The organism is Paraburkholderia sp. GAS348, assembly GCF_050434205.1.
Taxonomy (GTDB): Bacteria; Pseudomonadota; Gammaproteobacteria; order Burkholderiales; family Burkholderiaceae; genus Paraburkholderia.
Genome location: NZ_JBNPVT010000013.1, coordinates 130,917 through 155,589 on the forward strand (window position 1 = coordinate 130,917; position 24,673 = coordinate 155,589).

Annotated in this window: 15 protein-coding genes; 1 reads left to right on the forward strand and 14 read right to left on the reverse strand. The window is 64.5% G+C overall.

The features are described 5' to 3' along the window. Positions 1–6: 6 nt before the first annotated feature. From P3T22_RS21615 to bcsB, 3 genes are read right to left on the reverse strand one after another with little or no spacing between them, the layout of a single operon-like run. A complete protein-coding gene (locus tag P3T22_RS21615; protein WP_429326087.1) occupies positions 7–3,891 on the reverse strand; it encodes a cellulose synthase subunit BcsC-related outer membrane protein in 3,885 nt (1,294 codons plus the stop codon). Positions 3,892–3,920: 29 nt separating this feature from the next. Then, on the reverse strand, positions 3,921–5,264 hold the full coding sequence (bcsZ, locus tag P3T22_RS21620; protein WP_429326064.1) for a cellulose synthase complex periplasmic endoglucanase BcsZ: 1,344 nt from the start codon (positions 5,262–5,264) through the stop codon (positions 3,921–3,923). A gap of 3 nt (positions 5,265–5,267) precedes the next feature. Then, positions 5,268–7,643: a cellulose biosynthesis cyclic di-GMP-binding regulatory protein BcsB gene (bcsB, locus tag P3T22_RS21625; RefSeq protein WP_429326065.1), complete on the reverse strand. Its 2,376-nt coding sequence runs from the start codon at positions 7,641–7,643 to the stop codon at positions 5,268–5,270. A 536-nt stretch (positions 7,644–8,179) separates the two neighbouring features. Here bcsB and P3T22_RS21630 point away from each other — a divergent pair. Further along, positions 8,180–8,341 (forward strand): DUF1328 domain-containing protein, encoded by a 162-nt coding sequence (locus P3T22_RS21630; protein ID WP_035551387.1) that lies wholly within the window; start codon positions 8,180–8,182, stop codon positions 8,339–8,341. A 228-nt stretch (positions 8,342–8,569) separates the two neighbouring features. Here P3T22_RS21630 and rfbC read toward each other — a convergent pair whose 3' ends face one another. From rfbC to P3T22_RS21685, 11 genes are all read right to left on the reverse strand, one after another. Further along, entirely contained in the window at positions 8,570–9,121 is a 552-nt protein-coding gene (gene rfbC / locus P3T22_RS21635) for a dTDP-4-dehydrorhamnose 3,5-epimerase (RefSeq protein WP_063495421.1), read from the reverse strand. Between the two features lie 115 nt (positions 9,122–9,236). Further along, positions 9,237–10,232, reverse strand: coding sequence for a GlxA family transcriptional regulator (locus P3T22_RS21640; protein ID WP_063495420.1), 996 nt, complete (start codon positions 10,230–10,232; stop codon positions 9,237–9,239). A gap of 679 nt (positions 10,233–10,911) precedes the next feature. After that, entirely contained in the window at positions 10,912–11,946 is a 1,035-nt protein-coding gene (locus tag P3T22_RS21645; protein ID WP_429326066.1) for an NAD(P)/FAD-dependent oxidoreductase, read from the reverse strand. Beyond that, complete coding sequence (locus P3T22_RS21650; RefSeq protein ID WP_429326067.1) at positions 11,916–14,435, reverse strand: hypothetical protein; 2,520 nt, start codon at positions 14,433–14,435, stop codon at positions 11,916–11,918. The genes P3T22_RS21645 and P3T22_RS21650 overlap by 31 nt, the downstream gene beginning before the upstream one ends. A gap of 341 nt (positions 14,436–14,776) precedes the next feature. Next, positions 14,777–17,950, reverse strand: a complete 3,174-nt coding sequence (locus P3T22_RS21655) for a multidrug efflux RND transporter permease subunit (protein ID WP_429326068.1) — start codon at positions 17,948–17,950, stop codon at positions 14,777–14,779. A gap of 13 nt (positions 17,951–17,963) precedes the next feature. Further along, the gene (locus tag P3T22_RS21660; protein WP_256390476.1) at positions 17,964–18,095 is read right to left on the reverse strand and encodes a hypothetical protein; all 132 of its coding nucleotides are present in this window, start codon (positions 18,093–18,095) and stop codon (positions 17,964–17,966) included. 4 nt (positions 18,096–18,099) lie between these two features. Continuing rightward, positions 18,100–19,461 (reverse strand): TldD/PmbA family protein, encoded by a 1,362-nt coding sequence (locus tag P3T22_RS21665; protein ID WP_429326069.1) that lies wholly within the window; start codon positions 19,459–19,461, stop codon positions 18,100–18,102. After that, positions 19,461–20,897, reverse strand: a complete 1,437-nt coding sequence (locus tag P3T22_RS21670; RefSeq protein ID WP_429326070.1) for a TldD/PmbA family protein — start codon at positions 20,895–20,897, stop codon at positions 19,461–19,463. Before P3T22_RS21670 ends, P3T22_RS21665 begins: the two co-directional genes overlap by 1 nt. Next, positions 20,890–22,551 (reverse strand): ABC transporter ATP-binding protein, encoded by a 1,662-nt coding sequence (locus tag P3T22_RS21675; RefSeq protein ID WP_063495415.1) that lies wholly within the window; start codon positions 22,549–22,551, stop codon positions 20,890–20,892. Before P3T22_RS21675 ends, P3T22_RS21670 begins: the two co-directional genes overlap by 8 nt. After that, entirely contained in the window at positions 22,548–23,663 is a 1,116-nt protein-coding gene (locus P3T22_RS21680) for an ABC transporter permease (RefSeq protein ID WP_063495414.1), read from the reverse strand. Before P3T22_RS21680 ends, P3T22_RS21675 begins: the two co-directional genes overlap by 4 nt. After that, positions 23,617–24,669, reverse strand: a complete 1,053-nt coding sequence (locus P3T22_RS21685; RefSeq protein WP_063495413.1) for a microcin C ABC transporter permease YejB — start codon at positions 24,667–24,669, stop codon at positions 23,617–23,619. Before P3T22_RS21685 ends, P3T22_RS21680 begins: the two co-directional genes overlap by 47 nt. Between the last annotated feature and the right edge of the window lie 4 nt (positions 24,670–24,673).

The following is a 24,673-nucleotide window of genomic DNA, read 5'->3' on the forward strand; positions in this document are numbered from 1 at the left end:
CGCCGCTCAAAAGCTGGAGTAGAGGCGCACGGGCCTCGGCGACAGACTGTTGTCCTGCTTGCGCCCGTCGAAGGTGTAGCGCATGTACAGCAACGCGGAACTCGGTGCGTAGTCGTGCGAACGGTCGATGCTCAGTTGCGCGCCCGCCACCAGATACGGATTGAAGCGGTACTGCACGATGCCGCTCAATCCATACGAGAACGCCACGCCGCGTGTCGAGCTGGCCGTATTGACGAGGTTGCTGAAACCCGGCGCCGAGCTCGCCGTATTCCACAGTCTGTTGAGCGCAGGCGACGCACTGTTCAGCGCGGGCAAACCGTTCGGGTAATACGGCGAGTCCTTCTCATACGAATTCGACACGCCGACGTTGGCCGTCAGGTCCCAGTTCAGCGCATCGCGCCGGCCCGCCCATTCGATCGGCACGCCGAGCGACAGATAGCGTTGCGGGCTGTAATAACCGCCCTGCCCGAACGAATAGAAACGCAGATTATTGGTGTAGTGCCAGACGTTGCCGACCAGCCCCGTGCTTACCAGCGTGTTGACGCGTTGGTAGACCGGCAGCGTGAAGCCGGTGCGCAGGGTGACTGCCTGGTTGCTCGCCACGTTGCGGCCAGTCAGCATCCCCGCGCCGACATCGGCGAACACGCTGGTCGTGCCGACATCGACCGACGTATGGAAGTCGATGCCATCGCGGCGCACCCCGCCCCACACGGCGCCGGTCACCGGATCGTGCATGCCCGCGTACGACAGCAGGCTGCTCGTCTCCGGACGGCGCGAGCCGCTGATCGAAAAGCTCGCCGGTCCCGCATCGAACTGGTAGCGCACGCCGCCAACCATGTAATGCACGGGAAAACCGAGCGGCGTCGTGCCGAAGTCGAAGCGCCATGCGTCGGACGTATAGCCGGCGCCAAGCGCGACGCCGGTGGCCCACTGATGCAGATACTTGCGGTCCACGTAGTCCGCGATCGTCCCAGCTGGAATGCCGGGCGAGCGCGCCTGCTGCAGCAGATTGTCGGCCACGCCGAGGGTGCCGAACGCGTCGAGCGTGGACGGGTTGGCGTGGTCGACATCGAGCGTGCCGGCATCGATATGAACCGTATCGGCGTGGAGGAAAAAGTGGCCGTCGTAGCGATAGGGAATCTGCAGGTACACGGGCGCTTGCCACGCGCGAAACTGCGAAATGCCGGCGTCGCCCGACTTATAGGCGGGTATCCACGCTGTCTCGATCTCCGGGTTGCGGCGTTGCTGCAGATCGGCCAGCGCGGCTTGCGCGGGCGTGCCGTCGGGGCCGGCCGTCACCTCCGCCGCGCGTTCCTGGGTCAACGACAGACGGTACAGCGATTCGGCTTCCTCGTACTGGCCCAGATCCTCGGCAAGGCGTCCGCTTTGCACCGTCACGTCAGGCCGCGCCGGATAGGCAACCCGCAAGGCCGAGGTGATCTGCTCCGCTTCCTGCGGGCGGCGCAATGCCGCCAGCCGGCGCGCCGCGGACAGCCGCGTATCGACGTCGTCGGGTGCCGCGCCGTCGATCACTGTGCGCACGAGATCGAGCGCCGAGCGGCGATCGCCGCTTTGCTCCAGCACCCGGGCGAGCGCCAATTGCGCGTCCGGATCGTTCGGCGTGGCGGCCAGCACCGGCGCCAGCGCGGCGCGCGCGGCCGCATAGTGCCCCTGCAGCCGTTCGAGATCGGCGACTTCGAACGCATACCGTTTGTCACGCCGGCCGGCCCGGCTGACACCGGCGAGCAACTGCCGCGCCGCGGCGTAATCCTGGCGATCGAGCGCCTCGTCGGTCTGGCGCAGGATCGAGCGCAGCGCCTGGTCTTCGAGGCGCGCGCGTTGCGCGGGGCTCAGTTGGGCGTCGCTGCGCAGCGACGTCAGCCACGTGTCCAGTTCGTGATTGCGTTTCGCGCTGCCGAGCAGATCGCCGTAACGCAGACGCACCTCGGCGTCGGTCTGCTGCGGATGCGTGTCGATCCAGTTCTGCAGCAACGCCAGGCCGCGCTCGGGTTCGCCCTGATCGATCCACATCGAGCCGGCCGCGGCCAGCAGGTTCGGATCGTCGCCGGCCAGCGAGCTTGCCTGGTCGAGCGCGTGTGCCGCCCCCGCACGATCGTCCTGCGCGAATGCGGCGCGTGCTTTGGCGAGCCACTGCTGCGCTTGCAGGCTGCGCTCGAGCGCACGCATGCCGTCGGTGCGGTCCCGGTCGGCGATCGGCGCGAGCACGGCTTGCGCGCCGCCAAGGTCGTCGAGCGAATTGCGATAGAGCGCGCTCGCATAGCGCATTTCGGGCGACGCCGATGCCGCCAGGCTCTCGTCCATCACCCGCCGCCCGAGCTGCGGCAGACCCAGATCGCGATACAGTCGCGCGAGCGCAAACCGCGTCCACGGTGCATCGGGCGCGAGCCGCAATGCCGCTTCGTAGGACTGCGCGGCTGGGCCGCGCTGGCCCGCCGCCAGCAATTTTTCCGCTTGGCCGCTGAGGATGTCGGCGCGCAGTTGCGCGAGGCCCTGGCGGTCGTCGGCGGCAGTGAAACGGCTTTGCAATGCGTCGAGGAGCGGCGCGACCTGAGCCGCGCGGCCGGTGTTCTCGAACAGCGTCTGGGTACTGCGCACCGCCGACAGGTTCGGTTCGCGCGCCGTCAGCAAGTCGCGCAGCAAGGGTTCCGCGGCGCTCCAGTTGTGCTCTGCGAGCAGCGCGTCGGCGAGCATCAGTCTGGCGTCGGCGTTGGCCGGCTCCATCGCGAGCGCGGCGCGCGCAGCCCGTTCGGCATCCTGCGGCCGCCCGGCTGCGGCGGCCTCGCGGCCCTGCGCCAGCGTGCCCCAGAACTGCGCGGCACGCGCGAGGCTTTCCCATTTCCCGCGATTGTCCGGCGCGAGCGCGGTCGCGCGCAGAAACAGCGTGCGGGCTTCGTCACGCCGCCCTTCGCGCATGCGGAGCAGACCGAGGCCGCCGACCGCCTCGGCGTCGTTCGCCCGGGCTTGGGCAGCCCGGGCGAGCAGCGGTTCGGCCGTCGTCAGATCGTTGCGCGCGAGTGCCTGCAGGCCGCGTTGCTGCGCGATGTAGTCGGGATTGCGTTCGAGTTGCCGCTGCGCCTCCAATTGCGCTTCGATCACGCCGACCCGATCCTTGAATTCGGTGTCGTCCGGCACGAGTTGCAGATAGGCGCGCAGCGCGCCGAGATAAGCCGGGTCCGCGCCGGCGAGTTGCAACACGTGCCGCCACGCGTCCAGCGCTGCCGAGCGATCCGAATCCGGCCGCGTGGCGAGATCCCACGCGATACGGTTGGCCTCGGCGCGCGTCTCGCCGCGCGCGTTCAGCAGATTGGCGAGCACCAGCGCCGAATCGACATCCGAGGGATCGGCGGCGATCCGCTGACGCAATGCAGCGATCGCCTGCACGCGGCCCTCGGGCGTGCCGGCAATGATCTGGTAGTACTCGGCGCCGAGCGAGCCCGACGGCGCGCCGCGCGGAAACAGTGCGACCAGCCGCCGTGCCGCTTCGGCGGACTGGCCGCTGCGCGCCATCAGGCGGATCGTCGCCAGTTCCTCGCGGCCATTCGTGGCGACGCGGAACTCGTCTTCGATCTGCTGCGTGGCAGCCGTACCGGGCGCCTTGCTCCGTAGCCGCACCAGCGTCGTCTGCGCGGCCTGCGCCTGGCCGAGACGCAACTGGATGCGCACCTGCTGGGCCAGCAGCGCAGGATCGTCCGGCGCGATCAGCAACGCCTTCTGGATCGCCTGCAACGCCAGATCGTCACGATGCTTGGTCGACCACATGCGGGCCGTCGCGAACAGGCGTTGCGCGGCGGCATTTTGCGACGGCACGGCCGTGCCTGCCTGCGCGCTTGCCTGCGCGCCTGCCCATGCGGCGACCGGCGCCACGTGCATCGCGAGGCCGAGCAGCCACGCTGCGCACGTTACCGGGAAGCGGCGCGACACGGCGAACTCCAGCCCAGGTTGAGTGTGCCGTCGGCGGCAAAGCGATAGCGGCCATCGCGCCAGCCCAGTCCGAACAGACTCAGCACGCTGGTGTAATAGCCGGCCGGCGTTGCGCGGTCGAGTTGTTCCATGCGCGCGATCTGCGCATCGCCGAGCGCACGCTGGCCGCTCGCGTCCAGAAACGGCACGGCCGCCGCCGAGAAGCCGGCGTTACCCATGTTCGCGCCGACGCTGCCGTTCGTCGTATCGACCTTTTCCGGCGGAGCGCCGTGCGCAGCGATAAAGCCGGCGAACGGTGCAAGGCGCGTGAGCAGCGGTTGCGCGAGCGGATCGCGTGGATCGAGCATGCCCGCCCACAGATAGACGCGAATCGCGTTGTAGGCGCTCTCGGCCCGGGTTTGCGAGTCCGGTGCGAAACCGTGTTTGGCGCGGTACAACGCCCAGTCAGGTGAAAAGCCGTGCGGCGCGGTGTCGAGCAGGACCTGGCCGGTGCTGGCGAGAAGGCGCGCCCAGCGTGCGTCGTCCGGCAGCCGCGTGCCGATGCCGCGGACCACCTGCGGCGGCGAATAACTCGGATTGACCCGCCAAACGTCAGGCGCCGGATGAAAGCCCACCGGGCCCGGCAACAGCGTCAACCCGAGACCGGCAACGCTGGCTGTTTCCTCGTCGAGCACGCGCTTCGCGAGTACCGCGCCACGCGCTGTATAGCTGCGCTCCTGCCATGCGCGGCCAGCTTCGAGCAGCGCGTAGGCGATCCACAAATCGGCATCGGACGAAGCATTCGCGTCCAGCACGCCCCATTGCCCGCTGTCGGAGCGGCCCCACAACCAGGCCGGCAGATGCGCGGTCAGGTCGCCTTGCGCGAGATGCTCCTCGGTCCAATGCAGGATCGAATCGAAGGCCGTGCGGTCGTCGGCGACGAGAGCGAAGAACAATCCGTACGATTGCCCTTCGGATACCGTGCGCGAATCGGCCGAGCCGACGTCGATCACGCGCCCCTCGGGCGAGATGAAATCGCGCTTGAACTGCTGCCAGCGCGGCCATGCGGGTGCAGCACAACTACCTTGCGCAGGACTGACGGGCCCGTTTGCCGTAGCCGTAGCCGTAGCCGTAGCCGTAGCCGTAGCCGTAGCCGTAGCCGGCAGCGGCAGGCCCGCGGCGAACGCGCCGCTCGCGAGCGTGGTGGCCACGCCGGTGACCACGCGGGTCAACATACGGGCGGCAACCGTTGCGCGTACCACCGGCGCGAGGCGCGTGCGCGCACCCGCCAGGGCCCCGCCCGGCGCAAACCGCTGCGACGCTTTCCACTTCACCGGCAGCATCGATCAGACTCCCCGGCGGCGCGCAGCCAGTTCCTGCAACGCGGTGAACGCCCCGATCGCCAGCAGCAGCCCGGCGATTGCGCCGAGCACGCCGAGCAGGATCGGATGCTGGATCGCCTTGCTCCAGAGCCGCGCATACCAGGGCACATACCCCACCAGATACGGTTCGCCAACCCGCATGCTGTCGACTTCGCCACCGCGCACCAGCGCTACGTCGCCCTGCAGTTGCGAGACCCGGTCCGGCTTTTCCAGCACGTCGAGCAGCTGGATCAGCTGGCGCTGATCGGTGGCCGTCAACGCGACCACGCTGCGTCCTTTGCTGCCGGGCAATTCGAAGCCCATCAGCGCGGCGAGCGAGCCGTCGCGTTCGAGATGCGCGCTGCCGTCCGGCAGATGCACGCCGTTGCGCCACTGCTCCTTGACCGAAAACGAGGCGCGCGTGACCGTGCCGCCTTCGCCCCCCGTTGTGCCGTCGTTCGAGTTCGCGCCGATGGTCAGCGGCAGCGCTTGACGCCAATGATCCAGCACCGGCGCCGAACCATTGCCACCGATCACCAGCAGATCCTTGCCGGTCAGCTGCGCGATGTCGGCCGGCCGCGCGATCTGCACGCGCAGCGCCGGATAGCCGGTCCATTGCCCCATGTGGCCGAGCATCGTCAGCAATGCTTCGAGTTCTTCGGCTGCGGGATGCGCCGGGATCACCACGGCCGTCTGCGCCAGATCGGCATAGCGCGTGAACGGGAAGCCGCTATTCGAGAAGTACGCGAGATTCGGCATCTGCGCGAAGTGAACGAAGTTCGAAAAGTCGATCGTCGAGTCCGGGTCGACCGCCGCCTGCACGGGATTCGACGCGACGCTCTGACACAGCCCCGTCTTTTGCGAATCGAGATTGAAGCGCAATTGCAACTGGTTCGAGCTGCCGACGCGAAACGCCGGAATATCGAGCGCACTGCTCGAACGGTTGCCGCTCGCCGACAGCACCGGCAGTTGCAGGCGGCCCTGCGCATCGTCGGCGCTGGCCGGCGCGAGCCGGTACGACTTGACCAGTTGATCGTTGATCTGCACCGCGAGGGTCGAGTTGTTCTGCACCGTCGGCGCCGTGTAGCGGTACTTCAGATTCAGCGGCACACCTGCGCCGTTCCATGAGAACAGATCGGCCGGCACGCGCAGGTTCAGACGGATCGCGTCCGGCGAACTGCCGTGCACCTGCAGCTGATTCGGATCGTCGATCAGCTCCCTGAAAGCGACCGGACGGTCCACCGGCAACCAGCGCGGCGCGTCATAGGGCTTGCGCGGCGCGCCAATATCGATCTGCGCGACCTGCACGGCGGGGCCCGCCATCGCCGTCCTGCCGAGCACGAGCGCGGCGGCCGCCTGATCGACTTCAGCAGCGGTACGGCCCGTCACGATCAGCAGTTTCTTGTCGACGGACGCCGGATTGTCGGTGACGATCAGCAGCGGCCCATTGACCGGCGGCAGCTTCAACGCCGCGGGCAACTGCGCGCTGCGCGCCACCACCACGGCCTGATCGTCGGACGGCAAGGTGGACGAGGCCGGAAAACGCGCCTGACGATAATCGGCGAGCGCGCCGAACCACGAGGCCAGCACCCCGGCGCTGCGCAGCGTCGCGTTGTCGGCGTCCGCAGGCAGCACGAACGGTAGACGCAGGCGGCTCACATCGCGCCGGTCGAAAAACGGCGCCGGCAGCAATGCGAGATCGTTAGGCAAGCGAATCGGCGAGGTGTCGAGAATGATTTCGCTCGTTGGACTCACATCGGCCCACAGCGCCGAGTTTTCCGGGTCTTCGCAATGTTCAAGCGTGTAATGCGCAATGAGCCGAAGGCCAATCTGGTTGTAATCCGTCAGGAACCGCGGATCGAGCGGGATGTCCTGCGTGACGATCTGCCCTGCATGCTCACGATCGAACGGCACGGTCGCCACTACTTCGTTGTTGATCGACACCTTGAAGTGCGAGATCGGGAACACCAGCGCCGGCGAATACGTGTAGCGCAAACGCAACCATGCCGCGGTCACCACATGATCGAGCCGCACGCCGACGTTGACGACGCGCGCGTCCTCGAGACCGCGCAGATTCAGCGGCCGATAGGCGCCCAATGCGGAGAACGCCATGTGCACCGTGGTCGAACCGGCGACGCTGCTCGCGGCATTGGGCGCGTTCATTGCGTTCGGCGCGTTCGTTGCCTGCGCGCTGTTGGCAGCGGCGGCCGGCGAAACGGGCGACGGCTGGGCAGCGGCAGCGGACGACGGAACCCGTGCGGCAAGCGCGGGCAGCGCGGAAGGCGCTGCGGCCAGCGTAGCGGCATACAAGGTGCCGAGGAGCGCCGTCAGCGACAGGCAAAACGAAACAACAGGTTTCATGGACAGATCAGCTTGTTGGACATCGGCCATCCGCCCCATGACCGCCCGGGACTTCAATGCGAATTCGGCCTGCCGCAGAAGTTTGCGGGGAACGTGAAAAACGAAAATACTTTATGACCGCGATGCCGCCGTCTACGCGTGTATACGGACGATCCGGCGAAACCTTGAATGTCGAGCGACATGACGGACGCGGCCAACACATGAACCGTGTCCGGCATAGCGTGCCGGATGCCTGCTTTTCGCATACTTTTCGTGGCCGGTCGCTTAGGCGTACGGGCGCCATTTGGCGCGCCGAAAGATATCACAAATTTGTGACAATTTGTGACAATTGAGGGTTCAGGTTTCCGGTTTGTGTTCGGCGGCTCCTTGGCTCATTTCTACGCGCTTTGCGCCTCCGATTCGAGTGCGCTCTTCACGCCCTGGGCACATCTATTGCGGTATCTCGCTCGCCGGCGACAACCCGTCAAAGCACGCTGTGCCCACAACGAGCAGCCGTTTTTTAACTTCACTCCAGCAATCCATCGGTGGGAGGCCCCATGCTTCGATACGCTGTAATCTTCTTTATCATCGCGATCATCGCCGCGGTATTCGGCTTTGGCGGCATCGCCGCAGGCGCAACGGAAATCGCCAAAGTCCTGTTCTTCATCTTCGTGGTGATCTTCCTCGTCACCCTGCTGATGGGCGTGATGCGACGCTGACCTCCGCATCCGCCGAACAGGCGTAGCAAACACCCGCCCCGGCGCGAGGACCCACAGCGCGTTGCAATACTTGCCACACGGTATTGCAATAGTTGCCGCCCGCCCCGGGGTTTTTACCGCTAGCCCGCCCCCTCACGCCGCGCGCGCATCGACTCCGGCGCGTGGGCGCCGTGGCGGCGACACGTTGAACGGCGCCGAACGGCGCTGAACCGCTCCCGCGTGCAGCCCTCAGGCAAAATTTTCCGCTTCGTAGAGACGCCGGCCCGCTGCGTCCTTCGCGCCGAGGATTGGCTCGATGTCGCTGGGCCACGCGATGCCGATATCAGGATCGCGCCACAAGATGCAGCGCTCGAGTTCGGGGAACCAGTAGTCCGTGGTCTTCCAAAAGCATTCGGCAACGTCGGACAGCACGACGAAACCGTGCGCGAAGCCCGGCGGCACCCACACCTGCCGCCGATTGGCCGCGCTCAGATAGGTGCCACTCCACTTGCCGAAGTTCGGCGATTTGAGCCGCACATCCACGGCGACGTCGAACACTTCTCCCGCCACCACCCGTACGAGGCGGCCTTGCGGACGCTGCACCTGATAGTGCAGCCCACGCAACACACCACGCACCGCCCGCGAATGACGGTCTTGCACGAAGTTGAAACCTTGCGAGACGTCGTCGGCAAACTCATCCGCGCTGAAGCTCTCGAAGCAGAAACCGAATTCGTCGCAAAACACCTCGGGCTCGATGAGTTTCACCTCCGGCAATGCCGTCGCCATTACCTTGTTGCCCATGGCCACTGTGCTCGTAAGATGCCTGCCCGGAGAAAACACGGCCGCCGATGCGCACGCCGCTACCCACGCTCCCACCGGCAATGAGGTGCGCCGTCTGCATGACAGCGGCGCTTGCTTACGCCTCGCTCGCCACCCGGCTGCGCGCGCGATATTCGGTAGGCGAGAGCGCCATGCGTTTGCGGAATATCTTCGCGAGCCGATCGCCGTTGCCAGTGCCGCTGCGGCGCGCGATCTTGTCGACCGGCAATTCGGTTTCGGTCAGAAAGTTGCAGGCTATACGCAGCCGCACCTGCAGCAGATAGTCAGAAGGCGTGACCTGCATTTCATGCTTGAAGCGGCGCAGAAAGTTGCGCTCGCTCATCGCGGCCACCTGCGCGGCGTCGGCAACCGACACCGGACGATCGCAATTCGCCTCCATCCAGCGCGCGGCGGCACGGATTTTCTCGGCCACGCTGAGTGTGCCGCCTTCAGCCGGCAGCGGCACCCAGTTGGCGGCCATGCCCGGCATGACCCGATCCGCGACGCTGCGCGCGAGTTCCGCGCCGAGGTCGCGCTTGATGAACATCAGCGCACTGCGCGCACAGTCGTTACGATCGTCGGCGGCGCTGCGCGCGGCATCGGCCGTGGGGCTGCCCAGATAGCGGTTCACCTGAAGGCCGTCGTGCTCCGCGCGACCCGCGGCTTCCAGGACGAGACGGCCCTCGCCGATCGTCTCGATCGCACGGGTACGCGTTTGCACCGATCGCAGCCAGCCCAGCAGCGGTTCGTCCAGCGCGGCCTCGTGTGCGCCGTAGCCGCCTGCGATGAACAGCACGTCGAAGCCGCTGCCGTAACGTGTGTCGATACGGTCAGTCCAGATTCGCGCCGACGAAGAACTCGCGACGCTGCCGCCGTCCATCGACAGAAACTGAACTTGATACGGCGGCTCTTCGCCGGCCCGCGAGCCCGAAAGTTCGTTGGCGGTCTGGAACATCTCGACCACCGTGCCAGGCCCGAGCAGCCAGAAGCCGTCAAACAGCAACACGCCGATTCGCCGCGCTGCACTACGCACGTTCAGCGTCGGCGTATGTAACCAGGTAATCCTCGCAGTATCCAGATGCATGTGCGGCATAATCTATCCCCAAACTGTCGTACGTTGTGGACCCCGCTGCCCGTCGGCCGGCCGATATGGTCGAATTTAAATACCGGCGGATGAAAACCGCCGGTATCGCCGTTTCACGGATTATGCGTGATGTTAGCGGAATACTTCTCTATAGTAAATTTCAAAAACAAATCGGCATCGAGAAAGTCAATGTATGAAGAAAACGATTATTGCGTGTTTCATATGACTTTCGGCATAGGATCCGGCATAGCGGCAAGCCATACCGGACCGCCATTCGCAATGAGACCGGCAAAGCTTACGTGGACTTGCTTTAAGGTCCTCACTGCGGGTGCGCGAATTTATCGCGAATCGCCGGATTTGCGGCAGTGATTCACCACAATCGAATCCAAAAAATGTTTCAAAAATGAAATCGAAACCTCGCAAATAATGAACGTTCAATCCGGCATTTATTCGCAAATCGGGAATTTGTCGACAGTGTCAATGCGACAACCGCACATCTATCGAAACATTTATGATTCAGCATTTCGACGCCGGTCCCTCACCCGAGTGAAAATGTTTCCATAATGAAACATCCAGCCTCTTTTACATATGACTAATTACCCCCTTCACTGGCGCCATATCGGGTAAAAATCAGACGATTCAGCGGTCCTTTGCAAATCCCGGCGACGCCGGCCGGCTAGTGCGAGCCCTAGCCAAAACCGCTCACGCCGAGCTCGCGGTAAAAGTGCGCCAATTGCGCGGCATCGGTGTTGAACCAGTCCTCAAGCCAGTCGTGATAGGCATGCGCGGCATCGTCCGCCGAGGCCTTGTCGGCAAGCACGGCGGCGATCAGATGCGCTGCCGTCACGCCTGACAAGATCGCCTTCAGCACGCCATGCGACGAGGTGGGGTCGAGCACGGCGGCGGCATCGCCGACCATGAACCAGCCCGGACGCGCAACGTCGCCCGCGATCCGCCAGGTGACGTCGGCGCCGCGCGACGGCCCTTGTGGTGCGAGATGGCGCAATTCGTCGGGCATCCAGTCCGCGGAAACCTTCTCGCCGTTCAAGGACACTCGGGTCCATTGATACGTACCCGGCCGGATCATCGCGGTCCATATCCAACCCGATGCATCGCCGTTCATCTGCGGCGCGGCGTCACGTTGCGGACACGTTCCGTTCGCATAGCCATAACGCGCGATCAGTTGCGGCGAGCGTGATGCGGCGTCGATCCCCAGTTGCCGGCGCAGCCACTGCGTGCAACCGCTTGCGTCAACCACGACGTGCGCCGTCACCGGTTCGCCGCCCGCGACGACGCCGCGCACCACGCCATCCCGCATCAGCAGTCCCGAGACCGCGCAAGGCTGGCGCACGAGCGCGCCCGCTTCGGCGGCGCGCGCCAGCAGCATCGCGTCGAACGCACTGCGCTGCACCTGGAAACCACGCCATGCGCCTTGCACGTCCTGCCCAAACAGTTCGAAGCGCCGTGCGCCGTTCCAGTCGATCCAGATCCCCTCATGGCGCGCGCCGGTCACCGACGCGAGCCGTGCGCTGCCGATGCCCAACTGCTCCAGTACTGGCTCGATGCCCGGATGCAACGTCTCGCCCGGACGTTCGCGGGTGAACCCTTCGCGCTCGAACAGCCGCACTCGCAGCGCGCGAGCCGTGCAGGCAATCGCAGCCGCACTGCCGGCCGGGCCACCGCCAACGATCACTACATCGGTATCGTATCGTCCAGTCGCCATGATCCGCCGCGATTGATAAGGACTACTATGCCATCTGAATAGGCCGTTGCCTCTTCCTCGATGTCCACCAGCACCTTGCGAACGCTGCCGGGGTCCGCATGACGCCGGCCCCAGCGGAACATCTCGAAGCGGTAGGAGCGGCGCGCCGGGTCGAGGTCCGCGCCGGTCTGCGCGGCGATGCGAACGAAGTCTGGATCGTCTGGCAGAACCGCGATGAACGAGAACACTGCCCATTGCGCCTTTTCCCACAGCACGCGGTTCACGTCGCCCGGCGCGCCGGGTTGCGGGCGAACACCAAGGCTCCAATACACCGCGGCCATCGCCAACACACGCGCCTGAAAATCCGCAAGATCGATCCGCGACGTGAGCAACGCCGTCATCCGGCCTTGCAGATCGATATGGTCGACGCGACGCTCGTCCTCATACTCGATGACCGGCCGCCCCTGGAAGCTGCCGCGGCGCGGTCCGGACACGCCGTCCCACGGCACGAACCGGTTCTTCATCGGCCCCTCCGTCGACGGCACCATGCCGAGCTCTTCGTCGGTAAGCGGCACCGCCGACGGCCAGGGATACGAGATGCCGCACAACTCCTTGTCCGGTTGATACTGTCGCGTCGCGTCCGGCGCGACGCCGGGCCAGTAGGCACCGAGCGCGGCGCACAGCTTCACGTCCTCGATAAACGGCGACCCGAGTCCGTGACCCACGAGAAAACGCTTCAATGTGCCGTCCGCACTCAGACGCACGCCCATGCTGGCGTCCCAGCCCGGATCGAAGACACCCGGCGAGCCGTCGGGCAAACCGACCTTGTCGAAGCGGATTGCTCCATTCGCCGTCTGCCGCATCGCGCTTTCGGGTGCATCGTCCATGCGCTGCGGCATCGAGACGATCGCGCTGACTGTGTCGTCGTCGATCCTGAACAGGCCGCCCTCCAGTTCGATGTTGCCGGCGATGCGCGTCTGCGACAATGCGAGCGGCGGGACCGCCCACAACGCGTCGCGCAGCGGCGCGGGCACGTCGTTACGCCACCACACCATCAGATCGCGCTGGCTCAGTTTGGGCAGGAAGTCCGGCAAGCCGATCATCGCGAACGCCGGCGTCGACGCGACGATGCCTTGACACGCAAGCTCAGGACATGCCGACGCGACCCAGCCGTCGCCGCTGAAATCGACGTAGTGCTGCGCCTCGTAGTTGCCCCGAGCCACGATCTCCATGAGTCCAGGCTCGTCGTTCAGATTGTCGATCCGGTCGTCGCGGACCCGATGGCGCAAGTTGATGAATTGGGGCGCCGGCCGCGCCGTCATCTGTTCGGCGTCGTCGAGATATTGCGGGGAACGCAGCGGCTGTGCGCCAGGCAACACGAGCAGTGACGAAAGCAAAAAACTGCCCGGCTTGCCCGAATAACGCGGATCGACAGGGAACGTGAGCCGCGCCCCCCGATAGCGCGCTTCCTCCACCATCGTGCTGGGCCGCGGCACGACCACGCCGGGGCCGTGCTGCGCCTCCATCGTCAGCGATCCGATCATTTCGTTGCGGATCGTAAACGGAAACTCTTCCAGGCAGTCGCCGGACCAGTTGTTCTCCAGACCTTGTGCATCGAGGAAGCGATGGAATGCAGCCAGCGTGTCGTTCTGCAGCCGGCACCTGGGGGTGACTTGCAGGTCCATCCCGACAATGCATTCCGGCCCGCTGAACAGCTTGTGAACCGGCACCCAGAAATGCCGGCGGTCGTCGTCATCGAGCCGGTCCTGCGGCCCGAACTGCGCCGGCCCGTTCGGGTCGACCGGCCTGCGGACCGCCAGGTACGTCGAGAAGCGGCGCGGAACGACGCGGAAATCGAAGGGGCGGCTTTCGTCGAAGCCGACGAAGGCGCGCAACTTCGGTTCATAGCGCGGTTCGAGATTGCCGATCCGCGCGACGCCCGCACGCGAGAAGCACAGCTGCGCACGGCGGCCGTTGACGCCCATCGGTGCGTTGCGGTAGTGAGTCGCGAATGTCGATACGGCGATCGGCCATGCGCCGCATTCGGCGCGCAACTCGCTCAGCGACACGCGGCGAGCCGCAAAAATGTAGTTTTCGAGCGTGTCGATTTCGGCAAGCGTCGGATACGCGCCGAGCGATTCACCATCGCGGCCCGTGACGACCGACGGCGCGGCGAGCGCGTGGTAGAGCAAACTGAAATCGGGCTGCCCCGGCTGGATCGCAGCGCACCCGGCTGCGGCGAAGTCGCCGAAACCCGCAAAGCGACGCTCGATCCACGGCAGCGGCTTCACGAGCTCCGCTTCGAGGTCGGGCGCCATCATGTCGAAGGCGCCGCCGGTCACGTCCAGCAGCATCTCGCGCCAGCCGGCCGCGCCAAGGCGCTGGCATATCGACCGGACGCTGCCGATCAGCGGACCGGCAGGTGCGGCGCGGCTCATGCAATCGGGCATGTCGTCCAGCGAATGGAGACCGGCGGCGCCGGAGCCGAGAACGTTTTGACGCGATTTCATAAATAGGTAGTCCTACATTAATTGGATGAACTAACGGGTTTCAAAGCACCTCTCTGGATCGCAGAGAAGATGCCCCCTACTGAAGAGTCGCTGCGTCGCAAATTGTTGAAAATCATGCGACGCCCGCACGCTGTACGCTATGCGGCACGGCGCCGCGGAACTTATGCGGCGCAGATAGCCGATCCGCCGCTATCGGATAGCGTCAGGGCGAGATCGCACAGCGCGCGCGGCGACTGATTTTCTTTACCGGTGGAAAGGGACATAGGACCATGCTTTGCGCATGGCGGCACGGGGTCGGGGACAGCAGACCCGTGCACGCAGAGGGAGGGCGTTTTACCGGCTCAGCCGGCAACTTCAGCCGAACTACGCGCGCACCGCTTGCGGCGCAGCTCGGCGAGCCGCCGCCTGCTATACGTTAGAGAGGCGACCGCATGAAACGCGACCGGCGCGAACACGAGACCGAACAGCGTGGCCGCCAGCACCCCGCCGAACACACCGGTGCCGATCGAGCGGCGGCTCTCGGCACCCGCTCCGCTCGACACCACCAACGGCACGACGCCGAGCAGGAACGCCGCCGAGGTCATCACGATCGGCCGGAAGCGCGCGGCGGCCGCTTCGGTCACGGCGCGCGTCAATGGCAGGCCCTGGCGATATAGATCGCGTGCGAACTGTACGATTAGAATCGCGTTCTTCGCCGCGAGGCCGATAACGGTAATCATGCCGACCTTGAAGTACACGTCGTTTGGCATACCGCGCAGCAGCACCGCGGCGACTGCGCCGATCACGCCGAGCGGCACGACCATCAGCACGGCAAGCGGGATTGTCCAGCTTTCGTACAAGGCCGCCAGCGCCATGAACACGGCCAGCAGCGACAAGCCGATCAGCAACGGGGTGAGCTGTGCCGCCGCGGTTTCTTCGCGCGCCGCGTCGACCCAGTCGTACGAGACACCGACCGGCAGCGAAGCGGCGAGCCGCTCCATCTCCGCCATCGCCGCGCCCGAACTGTAGCCGGGTGCCGCGTGGCCGCTCACGTCGAGTGACGGATAGCCGTTGTAGCGGCTCAGCATCACCGGACCGATCGACCAATGGAGCGACGCGATCGCCGATAGCGGCACCATGCCGCCGGTTGAGTTCGGCACGGCGAGCGCCATCAGATCGTCCTCGGTCATCCGCGTGGCGGCGTCGGCGGCGATCATTACGCGGCGCATCCGGCCACCAGCGGGGAAGTCGTCGATATACGTCGAGCCGAAGGTGCTGCCCAGCACATCGGCGATGCGGTCGAACGGCACGCCGAGCGCGTACGCTTTCGCGCGGTCGATGATGAGTTCGACGCGCGGCGCATCCGGCAGATCTTCCGAATGCACCGAGGCGAGCACCGGGCTCGCCTTGGCCTGCGCGAACAGTTGCTCGCGCGCCGCCTTCAACGCGTCCAGTCCGACTCCGCCGCGATCTTCGAGCCGGAACACGAAACCGTCCGAATGCCCGAGTCCCGGCACGGAAGGTGGCAATTGCGCCTCCACGTCACCGTCGAGAATCTTGTCGAACTTTTCGTTGAGCCGGTCGCGCAACGCCATCGCATCGGTGTCGCGCTTGCCCCAGTCTTTCAGTTCGACGAAGCCCATCGCCACGTTCTGACCGCTGCCGGTAAAACTCCAGCCGATCACACTGGTGACGTGCGCAATCGCGGGTTCGGCGTGCAGGATTTTTTCCATCCGCTGGACCACCGCGAGCGTGCGCTCCTGCGTCGCGCCGGCCGGCAATTGCACCATCACCTGCAACTGGCCTTCGTCTTCGCTCGGCAAAAAGCCACCAGGCATTTGCCAGTAGAGCGCGGCGCACACACCGACCAGTACGGCATAGATTGCCAGCATCGGTCCGATACGGCGCAGCGTACGCGCGGTCAGCCCGCGATAGCCGCTTGCGGCCCGATCGAAACCGGACGTGAACCGGCTCGCCGCCCGCGCCGCGAAGCCGAGCAGGCCGCGGCGGGCATCGCGTCGACTCACCGGGTGCTTGTGCGCTTTCAGCAGATTCGCGCACAACGCGGGCGTCAACGACAAAGCCATGAACGACGACACCAGCATCGACGCGATCATCGCCACTGCGAATTGCCGGTAAATACCGCCGACACCACCCGGGAAAAACGCCATCGGCACGAACACGGCCGTCAGCACCGCGGTCACGCCGACGATCGCACCGCCGATTTGCGACATCGCTTTACGGGTGGCCTCACGCGGCGGCAGGCCTTCTTCTTCCATCACGCGATGCACGCTTTCCACCACCACGATCGCATCGTCGACGAGAATGCCGATTGCGAGCACAAGGCCAAACATCGTGAACACGTTGATCGACAGGCCGCAGGCGTACATCGCGAGAAACGCGCCCATCAGCGTGACGGGAATCACCACCGTCGGCACCAGTGTATAGCGTAGATCGCGCAGGAACAGCCACATCACGAAGAACACCAGCACCACCGCTTCCACCAGCGTGACGAGCACTTCACGAATGGCAATCTTCACGAAATGCGCGTTGTCGAACGGAATTTCGATGGAGACACCGGATGGCAAGCTTTTCGATAGCTCGGCGAGTCGCGCGCGAATCGCATTCGACGTTTCGAGCGCATTGCCGCGCGGACCGAGTTGAATGCCGACGGTCGCCGCAGCTTTACCGTTCAGACGTGAATAGAACGAATAATTGTCGCGTCCAAGTTCGACCCGCGCGACGTCTCGCAAGCGCACCGCCGAGCCGTCGGGCAGCGCCTTCAGCACAATCTGTCCGAACTCGGCGGGCGAGATCAGTTGTCCCTTCACGCTCACCGAGGCCGTCAATTGCTGCCCCGGAACGAATGGTGCGTCGCCCAGCGTACCGGCCGTTACCGTGGCGTTCTGCGCGGCGATCGCGGCGTTCACTTCGGCGGCGCCGAGATTGTATTCGCGCAGCTTCATCGGATCGAGCCAGATGCGCAGCGCTTCGTCGGCGTCCCACAACTCCGCCGCGCCCACGCCCGGCGCGCGTTTCAGTTCGCGCAATACGTAGCGGCTCAGGTAATCGCTCAATTGCACGGAATCGCGCGAGCCATCCGTGGAAGTGAGCGCGACCAGCATCAGGAACGTGTTGGCCGCCTTGAATACGCTGATGCCCTGCTGCACGACCTGTTGCGGCAAGCGCGGCTCGACCTGCTTGAGACGGTTCTGGATGTCGACCAGAGCAAGATCCGGATTGGTGCCCGGTGCAAAGGTCGCGTCGATCTCGAGATCGCCGAGGTTGTCGCTAGTCGTTTCGTAGTACAGCATATTGTCGGCGCCATCGAGACTCTCCTCGATAATGCTGCCGACGTTGGCATCGACCACTTCCGTCGCGGCTCCCGGATACGTGGCGCTGATCACGATGCGCGGCGGCGCAAGACGCGGATACTGCGCCACCGGCAGTAGCGGAATGGCGAGCGCGCCCGCCACGACAATGGCGAGCGCAACAATCCATGCGAAGACCGGGCGGTCGATGAAAAAAAATGGCACGCAAGGAATCCGTTCAGATTGTCTGGAGGCGCGGCGCGTCAACGAGGCGGGCCATATGCAGCACGTCGGCCACGCGCAATGCGCGCAGCGTCAGGCCCTCGGGCAAGCTCTCGGATTTGTATTTTGTTTTTATGTCTTGATTCATAGGCTCATAACGTCAATTCAAATGACCTCGTCAGGATGCCGGGCAATTGCATACCGCCCGTGGCGCGCTCGCCCCATGTCGAGTCGCTCAATAGCAATTCCGCTTGCGAGCCGAGTTGTTCGAGTTCGCTGCCGAGCAGACGATACAAACTGTCGTCGAAACGCATGGCTTCGAGCGGCGCGACGATTTGCCCGTTCTCGACCCAGAAGGTCGCGAAGCGCGTCATGCCAGTGAGGCGGCAATTCATCCGGTCCGAGAAATTCACGTACCAGAGATTGCCGATGTAGAGACCGGTATCGAGTTTCGCCAGCACGTCCTCTTCCAGCAGATCGCCCGCTTGCATCGAGAGCGCCGCCGGCGACTCGTTCGCCAGCGCACCGTTGGGCGCCAAACCGTACTCGCGCGCGCTGCGTGCATTGGTGAGGCGTTCGGCACTGCGGCCGGCCTGGATCAACGGGACGCTTACGCGCAGGTAGCCGTCGTCGTTGAAGCCGGGTGTAATGCCGAGATTCAGATCTTCGCTGATCGTGACACGCGGGTCGACGACGATTTCTCCCACATGCAGCTTGTACAACTCGCTGCGCGAACTCGCCTGGGCGCGAGCGGAGAAACCGCTCCATGCCGTCACGCCGAGCAGTTCCCCGAGCGCCTCGGGCGCCAGATACGAACGATAGCGCCCCGGCGCCAACGCGCGCGGCGTGCGCGCGAGCACGGGCAGACGCGCTGCGGCCTGCTCGACCTTGCGTGCGAAAACAGCATCGCTCCAGTCGTCGCCGGCGTAGGTCATTTTGATCGCGCGGCCGCTCGGGTCGTAGAGCGACCAGCTGAAATTGAAGTTATCGACTTCGTACCAGCCGCGGCTGCCGCTCGTGGACGCGAAACCGCGCACGATCGTGCCGCCCGCGTAAAAGCCCACGAAATCCAGCCCTTTTGCGCATTCGGCAACGGTGCGCAACAAGCTGTCCGGCTCCGGCAGCTTGCCCGAACGTTGCGTGGCGCGCGCCCATTTCGACGTGTCGAACAACAGATGCGGATCGTCCGCCGCGCCGCGCAGGCTTTCGCGCAAGGTGGCGAGCGCCGCGCTCACGTCGTCCAGATCGTTCTGCAGATCGCCACAGACGGTCAGCGTCGAATAGGCCTGGCGCGCGCCGTCGATCAAACGCAAGGTCAGCTTGCCTTGCGACACGCTGCCGAGCTGCCGCACCAAGCCCTGGTTGAAGCGGATAAAGTCGGACTGTTCGCCGGCAAATGAACTCAGCGTGATTTCCGCGCCTTGCTGCAGGCCTTCGATGGCGTCGGTCAGCGACGTGAAATGCCGCTGCCAGTCGATCGACGTAGCGGAGCGCGAGGACAGGAATTGACTCATCACGCGCCTCCGAACACGTCGACGTTGCTGAACACACAAGCCGGCGAGGCGTGGCCGACGCGAATGATCTGTGCCGGTTCACCCTTGCCGCACATGGACGTGCCGTACACCTCGCGCGTATCCGCGTTCCCCACCGCGCTCAGGCTGCGCCAGAAATTCGCCGAGATGCCACGGTAATTCGGCTGTTTGACGACCTGAGTGAGCTTGCCGTTTTCGATCAGTTGACCGAACTCGCAGCCAAACTGAAATTTGTTGCGATGGTCGTCGATCGACCAGGACGTATTGGTGCGCATCAGAATGCCGTGTTCGATGTTGCCGATCATCTGCTCCAGCGAACTTTCACCGGGTTCGATGTTCAGATTCGCCATCCGGTCGATCGGCGGCCGGTTCCAGTTCGACGCGCGCGAATTCGCCACGCCCGCCATATGCGCGCGCTGCTGCGAGAGCGCGCCGCCGAGCGGGCGTTCGAGCACGCCGTCGCGGATCAGGTATTGCTTGTGCGCTTCGGTGCCGTCGTCGTCGAATGCGTATGCGGCGGCTTCCTCGCGCAGTTCGGGGTCGAAGGTTACATTCAGCAATTCCGAACCGTAGCGGTACGAGCCGAACATTTCTTTCTTGACGAAGCTCCAGCCGGCAAAGTTGCGCTCGTCGCCAAGAATGCGATCGAGCTCGAGCGGATGGCCGATCGATTCGTGAATCTGCAGCATCATCTGATCGGGCATCAGCAGCAAATCGCGCTTGCCTGATGGGCAATTCGGCGCGGCCAGCAATTGGAGCGCTTCATTCGCGACACGCGCCCCCGAGCCGTCGAAGCCGAAGCGCGCCAGCACTTCCATGCCGCCCTGCCCCAGGGTGCCGTAGTTGCCGCCGAGGGTACGCACTTGCGTATCGCCGTCCGCGTGTGCAGCCACGCTCAGTTGCGGCATCACGAACTGGAACCGCTGATCGATCCGCACGCCGTCGCCGGTGATGTAGAGCTGATCGGTATGCGTGATCTGCACGGCCGCGACGCGTTCGACAATGCGTGCGTCGAGGTTCGCGCCCGCGCATTCCACACTCAGGCGGTCTAACCATTCGGCGCGGCGCGGCAACGCATGCTGCGCATTCGGCGACACATAGCGGCCGCTCACGGCAGGGCGCGCCACCTCGCGATGGTCGATCAACGACAAGCCCGCGCACGCTTGCGCGCGAACCGTAGCGAGATCCAGCGCTGCCTGCAGGCCGGCGGCACTCAGATTCGCGGTGGCTGCATAGCCAGCTCCCGCGCCCACCCATGCCGTCAGCATTGCGCCACGATCGCGCACCGTACGCATGGGTTGTGCGATGTCGTTGCGGATCTCGTGATCGTCGATCTGTTCATCGACAATGCGCAGCGACCAGAAGGTCGCGCGGCTCGTAAGCGACCGGGCGGCTTGCGCCCAACGTTCGTCAATCATTGGCGGTTCCGGTAGGCGTCTCTGTTGCACCCGCGCGCGAAACGATCAGCGACGAGGCGAGCAACGACTGGGTATAGGGATGCGACGGCGCGTGCAGCACATCGAGTGTGTCGCCGGCTTCGACGATGCGTCCTGACTTCATCACGATCACGCGATGCGCCATGGCTCGCATCACCGCCAGATCGTGCGTAATGAACAAATAGCTTAGCTTGTACTTTTTCTGCAGATTTGTCAGCAGATTCAACACCTGTTTCTGGATGGATACGTCGAGTGCACTGGTCGGCTCGTCGAGCACCAGCAATTCCGGCTCGACCGCCAGGGCGCGCGCAATTGCAATGCGCTGGCGCTGGCCGCCGGAAAACTCGTGCGGATAGCGCAGCATGGTGTCCGCGGGCATCCCCACTTCCTCCAGCAAGCCACCCACGCGTGCGCGCCGCGCCTTTGCGTCCATGTCGGGCTGATGCATGGCCAGGCCTTCGCCGATGATCTGCTCCACCGTCATGCGTGGCGACAACGAGCCGAAGGGGTCCTGAAACACGACTTGCATGCGCGAATACAACGCCCGGCGGGAACGCGCGGTTTTCAACGTGGCAAGCGGCAAACCGTCGATGTGGATATGACCGGCTGCCGGTTGCTGCAGGCCGAGCACGGTTGCCGCCAGCGTTGATTTGCCCGACCCCGATTCGCCGACGATGCCGAGCGTCTCGCCGCGCCGCACACTCAGGTCGACGTCGTGCACCGCGCGAAACGTAGAGCGTCCGAACATGGAGCGCCAGCCTTTCGCGGACGTGCTGTAGTCGACGGCGAGTCCCTGCACGTCGAGCAAGCGCCGCGCACCCGGCTCGACCGGCTCCACCGCACGCTGCGGCTCACTGTCCAGCAGGCGTTGGGTGTAGGGATGCTGCGGGTTGGAGAACAACGCTTCGGTCGTATTGGTTTCGACCAGCACGCCCTTTTCCATCACCGCGACGCGCTGCGCGAAACGCTTCACCAGATTCAGGTCATGCGTGATCAGCAGCACCGCCATGCCACGCTCGGCCGCTTCCTGCTCCTGCAACGCGATCAACAGATCCACGATCTGCTGACGCACGGTGACGTCGAGCGCGGTGGTCGGTTCGTCGGCAAGCAGCAGACGCGGCCGGCACGCGAGCGCCATGGCGATCATCGCGCGCTGCCGCTGGCCGCCGGACAATTGATGCGGAAAACTGTCGATGCGCCGTTCCGGCTCGGGAATGCCGGTGCGCCTGAGCAACTCGATGCCGCGCCGGCGCGCCGCATTCGGCCGCAAGCCCTCGTGCAGGCGCAAGCTTTCGGCGATCTGCTTGCCGATCGTGAAGAGCGGATTGAGCGCCGTCATCGGCTCCTGAAACACCATTGCCACGTCGGCGCCACGCAGGCCGCGCATCTGCTGCTCAGTCTTCTGCAGCAGATCTTCGCCGTCGAGCAGCATGCGGCCGCTCAGATCGGCATGCTCGACGAGACGCAAAATCGACAACGCAGTGACGCTCTTGCCGGAGCCCGATTCGCCGACCAGGGCGACGCGCTCGCCGCGCGCGATCGAGAGGCTGAGTTCATGCACTGCGATCTTGTCGCCGAAACGCACGGAGAAGCGATCGATCTCTAGCAACGGCCGGTTCGGTTTGGCTTCGTTCATCGCGGACCTCCGCCGAACGCCGAGCCGCGCTTGCGCGTATCGAGCGCATTGCGCAACGCGTCGCCCATAAAGGTCAGCAGCAGCAACGTAATCACCAACGCGGCGAAAGCCGAAATCGAAATCCACCAGGCATCGAGGTTGTTCTTGCCTTCCTGAAGCAATTCGCCGAGGCTCGGCGTGGGCGGCGGTACGCCCAGCCCAAGGAAGTCGAGACTGGTCAGCGACAGAATCGCCGCGCTCATGCGGAACGGCAGAAACGTGATCACCGGTGTCAGGCTATTCGGCAGCACATGGCGCCACATGATCTGCCAGTTCGAGAGGCCCATGGTGCGTGCCGCCCTCACGTAATCCAGCGAGCGGTTACGCAGGAATTCGGCGCGCACGTAGTCGGAGAGCACGAGCCAGCCGAACATCGATAGAAGGATAAAGAGCAACCATAGCGTGGGCTCGAAGATCGACGCAAAGATGATCAGCAGGTACAGGTCAGGCATCGAGCTCCAGATCTCGATCAGACGCTGGCCGATCAGATCGGTGCGGCCCCCGTAGAAGCCCTGCACCGCGCCGGTCAATACGCCGATCAGGACGCCGGATACCGTGAGCGCGAGCGCCATCAGCACTGAGAGCCGGAAACCGTACAGCAGCCGCGCGAGCACGTCGCGGCCGAACTGGTCCGTGCCGAGCCAGTTGCTCCGGGTTGGCGGCGCCGGGTAAGGATGGGCGGCGAAGTAGTCGATCGTGTCGTAGTGGAAATGATTCGGCGGATAGATCGCAAAGTTGCCGTTCGATTCGAGCCGCGACCGGATATACGGATCGAGGTAATTCGCACGGGCCGGAAAATCGCCGCCAAAAATCTCCTCCGAATAGTCCTTCACGATCGGGAAGTAATAGTGCCCGTCATAGCGGACGATCAGCGGACGATCGTTGGACAGCACCTCGCCGAACAGGCTGATAACGAACAGCGACACGAAGATCACGAGACTCCAGTAACCGAGCCGCTGCTGCTTGAAGCGCAGCCATGTGCGCCGCCAGGGAGACGGCGACGCCACGTGCGCCGCGCCGGACTGATCAGCGGTCCAGGCGGTTGAATTGGATGCGGGGGTCGACGAGGACATAGCAGACGTCAGCAATGAGTTTGGTTACGAGGGCGATCAGCGTGAACAGAAACAGCGAACCGAGCACGACCGGATAGTCACGGCGAATCACCGAGTCATACGAAAGCTGGCCCATGCCGTCGAGCGAGAACAGGGTTTCGATCAGCAGATTGCCGTTCAGGAAGGCGCCGACGAAGGCCGCAGGCAAACCGGTCAGCAAAGGAATCGCCGCATTGCGCAGCACGTGTTTCCACAGTACGTCGCGCTCGGGCGCGCCCTTGGCGCGTGCGGTCAATACGTATTGACGTCCAATCTCCTCGAGGAAGGTGTTCTTGGTCAGGATCGTGACGATCGCGAAGTTGCCCACCACCGAAGCGGTGACCGGCAGCACGATGTGCCACAGGTAATCGAGCAGCTTGCCGAAGGTACTGAGGTCGTTGAAGTTGTCCGAGGTGAGGCCGCGCATTGGAAACACCTGCCAGAAGGTGCCGCCGCCGAACAGCATCAGCAACAGCACGCCCAGCACGAAACCGGGAATCGCATAGCCGGCGAGCACCAGTACGCTGGTTACGGTATCGAAACGCGAGCCGTTGCGCACCGCTTTCGCAATGCCCAACGGCACCGATATCAGATACGTGAGCAGCACCGTCCATAAGCCGAGCGTGATCGACACCGGCAGCTTCGATTTGATGACGTCCCACACGCTGTCATGCTGATAGTAGGACTGGCCGAGATCGAAGGTCGCGTAGCGCTTGAGCATCAGCATGTAGCGCTCGAGCGGCGGCTTGTCGAAGCCGAACTGCTTCTTGATCTGCTCGATCTGTTGCGGATCGACACCCTGGCTGCCGTGATAACCGCCGCCACCCGCCCCCGCCTCTCCGCCACGGCCAGCGCCGTGGCGGAGTTGCGTCATCACCTGTTCGACCGGCCCACCCGGCACAAACTGCGTGACGACAAAGGTCAGCGTGACCACGCCGAGCAGCGTCGGCACCATCAATAGCAATCGTCTGAGAATGTAGGCAAGCATGCTG

Bases quoted from the DNA above. Each gene is read 5' to 3' on its own strand.
- P3T22_RS21615 (WP_429326087.1), bottom strand. From the start codon at position 3,891: ATGCACGTGGCGCCGGTCGCCGCATGGGCAGGCGCGCAGGCAAGCGCG.
- bcsZ (WP_429326064.1), bottom strand. From the start codon at position 5,264: ATGCTGCCGGTGAAGTGGAAAGCGTCGCAGCGGTTTGCGCCGGGCGGG.
- bcsB (WP_429326065.1), bottom strand. From the start codon at position 7,643: ATGAAACCTGTTGTTTCGTTTTGCCTGTCGCTGACGGCGCTCCTCGGC.
- P3T22_RS21630 (WP_035551387.1), top strand. From the start codon at position 8,180: ATGCTTCGATACGCTGTAATCTTCTTTATCATCGCGATCATCGCCGCG.
- rfbC (WP_063495421.1), bottom strand. From the start codon at position 9,121: ATGGGCAACAAGGTAATGGCGACGGCATTGCCGGAGGTGAAACTCATC.
- P3T22_RS21640 (WP_063495420.1), bottom strand. From the start codon at position 10,232: ATGCCGCACATGCATCTGGATACTGCGAGGATTACCTGGTTACATACG.
- P3T22_RS21645 (WP_429326066.1), bottom strand. From the start codon at position 11,946: ATGGCGACTGGACGATACGATACCGATGTAGTGATCGTTGGCGGTGGC.
- P3T22_RS21650 (WP_429326067.1), bottom strand. From the start codon at position 14,435: ATGAAATCGCGTCAAAACGTTCTCGGCTCCGGCGCCGCCGGTCTCCAT.
- P3T22_RS21660 (WP_256390476.1), bottom strand. From the start codon at position 18,095: ATGAATCAAGACATAAAAACAAAATACAAATCCGAGAGCTTGCCCGAG.
- P3T22_RS21665 (WP_429326069.1), bottom strand. From the start codon at position 19,461: ATGAGTCAATTCCTGTCCTCGCGCTCCGCTACGTCGATCGACTGGCAG.
- P3T22_RS21670 (WP_429326070.1), bottom strand. From the start codon at position 20,897: ATGATTGACGAACGTTGGGCGCAAGCCGCCCGGTCGCTTACGAGCCGC.
- P3T22_RS21675 (WP_063495415.1), bottom strand. From the start codon at position 22,551: ATGAACGAAGCCAAACCGAACCGGCCGTTGCTAGAGATCGATCGCTTC.
- P3T22_RS21680 (WP_063495414.1), bottom strand. From the start codon at position 23,663: ATGTCCTCGTCGACCCCCGCATCCAATTCAACCGCCTGGACCGCTGAT.
- P3T22_RS21685 (WP_063495413.1), bottom strand. From the start codon at position 24,669: ATGCTTGCCTACATTCTCAGACGATTGCTATTGATGGTGCCGACGCTG.